Origin of the sequence: Sphingomonas sp., from assembly GCF_035758555.1 — a bacterium.
Classification (GTDB): domain Bacteria; phylum Pseudomonadota; class Alphaproteobacteria; order Sphingomonadales; family Sphingomonadaceae; genus Sphingomonas_B.
Genome location: NZ_DASTXI010000021.1, coordinates 1 through 3,110 on the forward strand (window position 1 = coordinate 1; position 3,110 = coordinate 3,110).

Here is a 3,110-nt window from a genome sequence, read left to right on the forward strand (position 1 = left end):
ATATTTCGACAGCACGTCGGGGCGGTCGGGGAAGAAGGTGATGCGGCGGAAGCCCTCGGCCTCGCATTGGGTGCAGAGCATCCCGCCCGAGGCATAGAGGCCCATCAGCTTGGTGTTGGCCGCGGGGCTGATCGCCACTTGGGTCTCGACTGTCGCCCTGTCGCCCGCGATCTCGATGACGAGTTGCGGGCCTTCCATCCGATATTCGGCGGGCTTGCCGTCTACCTGAACCGAGATCAGCTCGAGCGCGTCGCCGTCGAGGCGCAGCGGACGGTCGTGCTCTCCGTTGCGTTCGACGTTCAGCACGGCTTTCACCCGAGTCCGCTCGGCGTCGAGATCGAAATCGAGGCGGATCTCCGGCACCAGCCAGTCCGGTGGGCGATAATCCTCGCGGCGGATCGTGACGTGGGTGGGCGAGGGCGGAGCTTCCGGAGCCGTCTGGGCGTCGGGAAGCGTGGTGGTGCGAACGTCGGCCATGGCGCGGACTTAGGCCGGACCATCTGGCGCCACAACCCGGCCGCGGCCGATGACTCGTGGCGCAATCGAGCGTAAGCGCCCGACGCGGCGTGCATCCGATACGGCAGTCGAAGCGTTGGGGAGGTCAAGCGCAAGAGGAGTTTGAATCCGATGAGCGGCATCGAAGACATTCGCGAGCATATGGAAGTGATCGGCGCCGACGGCGTCCACATCGGCACCGTCGATCGGGTCGAGGACAATCGCATCAAGCTGATCCGCGCCGACAGCGGCGTCGGTCACGAGGAGCACCATCACTTCATCCCGAAGGGCCTGATCGCCGAAGTCGAGGGCGACAGGGTGCGCCTGACCGCGCGCGGCGATGTCGTCGCAGACCTGTTCGAGCAGGAACAGACCGGACAGCCGCTCGACGAAACGCATCAGTAGCTTGATCCTTCGCGTCCCTTTCGCTCCAATGCGGGCGAGGGGGAACGAAGGACATGCACAAATCCGTCATCCTGATCGGCGCAGTCGCCGCGCTGGGCGCGTGCGGGCAATCGAGCGACAATGCCGCCGCCACCAACTCGGCCACGAACACAGCCGCGGCCGAGGCTGCGAAACCGGCCTATTGCTTCTTCAAGGACAAGGAGACGAAGGATTGGGCGGCCAAGGCCGGCGCGGACGGCAATGTGGTCGTCACCGGCAAGGCGTATCGCGAGGACGCGCGCTATAAAGCTGCGCTCGGACCGGCGACGGTCAGCGGCGCCAACGCGGAGATCGCTCCGACGATTACGACCAACGACACCGGCTTCGCCGCACCTGGCGATTGGTGGACGGTGAACGCGACGATCCCGAACAGCCAGGCGGTCACGACCGTGACGGTGAAGTGCGGCGACAAGACCCTCGCGACGCTCACGATACCGCGCACGAAATAAGCGCCGGCTGACGCACGAGCTTATTGAGAACAGGCGCAAAAGCGCGCACTTTGCGCGGCATGAAGCGCGACGGCGTGACGGAGTCGCCGGCGGGGAGGTGGACCCGCTCCGAGGACTATCTCGGCGCGATGGCGCGCAAGCGCACCTTCCGCCGCAGCCATCACCGCGATCGCACCCAGCCCGAAGTTCCGCAGATGCTGCTTTCGACTCTGCCGTTCCTTGCGCTGCTGCTCCTTTTGGGAGTGCTTGCGATCGGAATCATGGTCGCGGCATTCCCCGGCAGCCAGCCCCCGGATAAGACGCGGCAGGTCGCCCAGAAGGAGCAGGGCTTCGCTCCGCGCGGCTGGCTCCAGGAGGCGCAGAAGGAATTCCATCGTTAGCGGCGCACATTCATGGCCGCGCAATGCGGTGAGGCGGAGTGTGCGCTGATGGTGGCAGGACTTCCCGTTGCGCTGATGATGCTCGCACCGGTAGCCGCCGAGGCGCAGCCGGCGGGCGCGACGGCGGCTCCGGCCATGGCTACGCCGGACAAGTGCCCGGCCCCGCCGCCGGGGAGCGACGCGATCGTCATCTGCACCGAACGGCCCAAGGGCTATCGCCTCAACCCCGACGTGATGGAAGCGAAGCGCGAGGTGCATAGCGGCGGGCGGCCGACCTCGCCCTATCCCACCCCGCGGCCCGATTGCGCGAGCGTCGGCCCTGCGCCGTGCGTCACTGCCGGCATCCCCCTCATCGGCGCGGCGCTGACGGCGGCGGAGATGGCGAAGCGCGTGGCCGAAGGAAAGGAGATCGGAAGCATGTTCAAGACCGATCCCCACCCGACCGAATACCAGCTCTACCTGATGGCCAAGGCGCGCCGCGAGCAGCGCGAGGCCGAGCAAGCCGCGGCAGCCAGGGCGAAGGCGGCTCAGGCCGCGCAGAAGCAGGACGCTTCGAAGCAGCCGTCAGAATAGATCGCGCACCGCGATCCCGCTCAGCAGTGCCAGCCGGTCCCCGACCACCACATCCGGTCTTCGGTGCACGGACCGCCGCGCTGCTCCTGCACCCAGCGCGGGAAGGCGCGGTCGGGGCGGTCGTGCCACCAGTCGTTGTAGCTGTCCGAATCCCAGCTGCGATTGTTGTAGAGCGCCCACTGGCCGTCGACATAGGACCAGCCGAAGGCTTCGCAGCCGCCGTCGCGCCGCATTCTGTGGTGGCCGCGATGCGCGCTCCCGCACCGGCTGAAGTCGCCGACGCGCGGCGTGCCCATGGCGAATTGAGGCGGCCTAGAGTCGCTGAAAGCCGTGCCGGCCTGCTCTGCGCCCGCCGGCGCGGCCTGGACGGCGAAAGCGGTCAGCGAGGCTGCCGCGGCGAGCAACACACGATCCATGTCGCTGCTCCTTTTGCTTGTGACGCGGCCGAAACGCGGGAGCGGGCAAAAGGTCGCACCCGCGCGAAATCGCGGCTCGCCTATTTCCAGAGCTGCAGCGACTTGATCGCTTTCGCGAGCTCGGGGCGCTCGTCCGGCGTGGAGAGGATGCGCTGGGCGAGCTTCCATCCGCGCCGCACCCGCCCTTTGCGCCAGATGTCGGTGACGAACAGAGTGCCCGACCAGTCGCGGCCGTCCATCGTCGCCTTGAGGTCGACCGGCGCGGCGAAGACGGCCAATCCGCCGACCTCCTGCACATAGATGTCGCCGAAGCGGTAGGACGAGCAGAGATAGCGCTTCGCCGCCGCCTCCAG

At 67.4% G+C, this 3,110-nt stretch carries 6 protein-coding genes and 1 pseudogene; 4 read left to right on the plus strand and 3 right to left on the minus strand.

Annotated elements, in window-relative coordinates:
• Window positions 1–477, minus strand: a pseudogene (gene pepN, locus VFT73_RS01080) (aminopeptidase N); the annotation flags it as partial.
• Between the two features lie 150 nt (window positions 478–627).
• Here pepN and VFT73_RS01085 point away from each other — a divergent pair.
• Genes VFT73_RS01085 through VFT73_RS01100 form a run of 4 tightly spaced genes read left to right on the plus strand, consistent with a single transcriptional unit; the run spans window position 628 to window position 2,341 of the window.
• Window positions 628–900, plus strand: a complete 273-nt coding sequence (locus VFT73_RS01085) for a DUF2171 domain-containing protein (RefSeq protein WP_326408265.1) — start codon at window positions 628–630, stop codon at window positions 898–900.
• Between the two features lie 53 nt (window positions 901–953).
• A complete protein-coding gene (locus VFT73_RS01090) occupies window positions 954–1,388 on the plus strand; it encodes a hypothetical protein (protein ID WP_326408266.1) in 435 nt (144 codons plus the stop codon).
• 50 nt (window positions 1,389–1,438) lie between these two features.
• Window positions 1,439–1,768: a hypothetical protein gene (locus VFT73_RS01095; RefSeq protein WP_326408268.1), complete on the plus strand. Its 330-nt coding sequence runs from the start codon at window positions 1,439–1,441 to the stop codon at window positions 1,766–1,768.
• 12 nt (window positions 1,769–1,780) lie between these two features.
• A complete protein-coding gene (locus tag VFT73_RS01100) occupies window positions 1,781–2,341 on the plus strand; it encodes a hypothetical protein (protein ID WP_326408269.1) in 561 nt (186 codons plus the stop codon).
• Window positions 2,342–2,361: 20 nt separating this feature from the next.
• Here VFT73_RS01100 and VFT73_RS01105 read toward each other — a convergent pair whose 3' ends face one another.
• Together VFT73_RS01105 and VFT73_RS01110 are read right to left on the minus strand one after the other, a co-directional pair.
• Window positions 2,362–2,757: a hypothetical protein gene (locus VFT73_RS01105; protein WP_326408270.1), complete on the minus strand. Its 396-nt coding sequence runs from the start codon at window positions 2,755–2,757 to the stop codon at window positions 2,362–2,364.
• Window positions 2,758–2,837: 80 nt separating this feature from the next.
• A partial coding sequence (locus VFT73_RS01110; protein WP_326408271.1) for a hypothetical protein occupies window positions 2,838–3,110 on the minus strand: 273 nt, incomplete at its 5' end.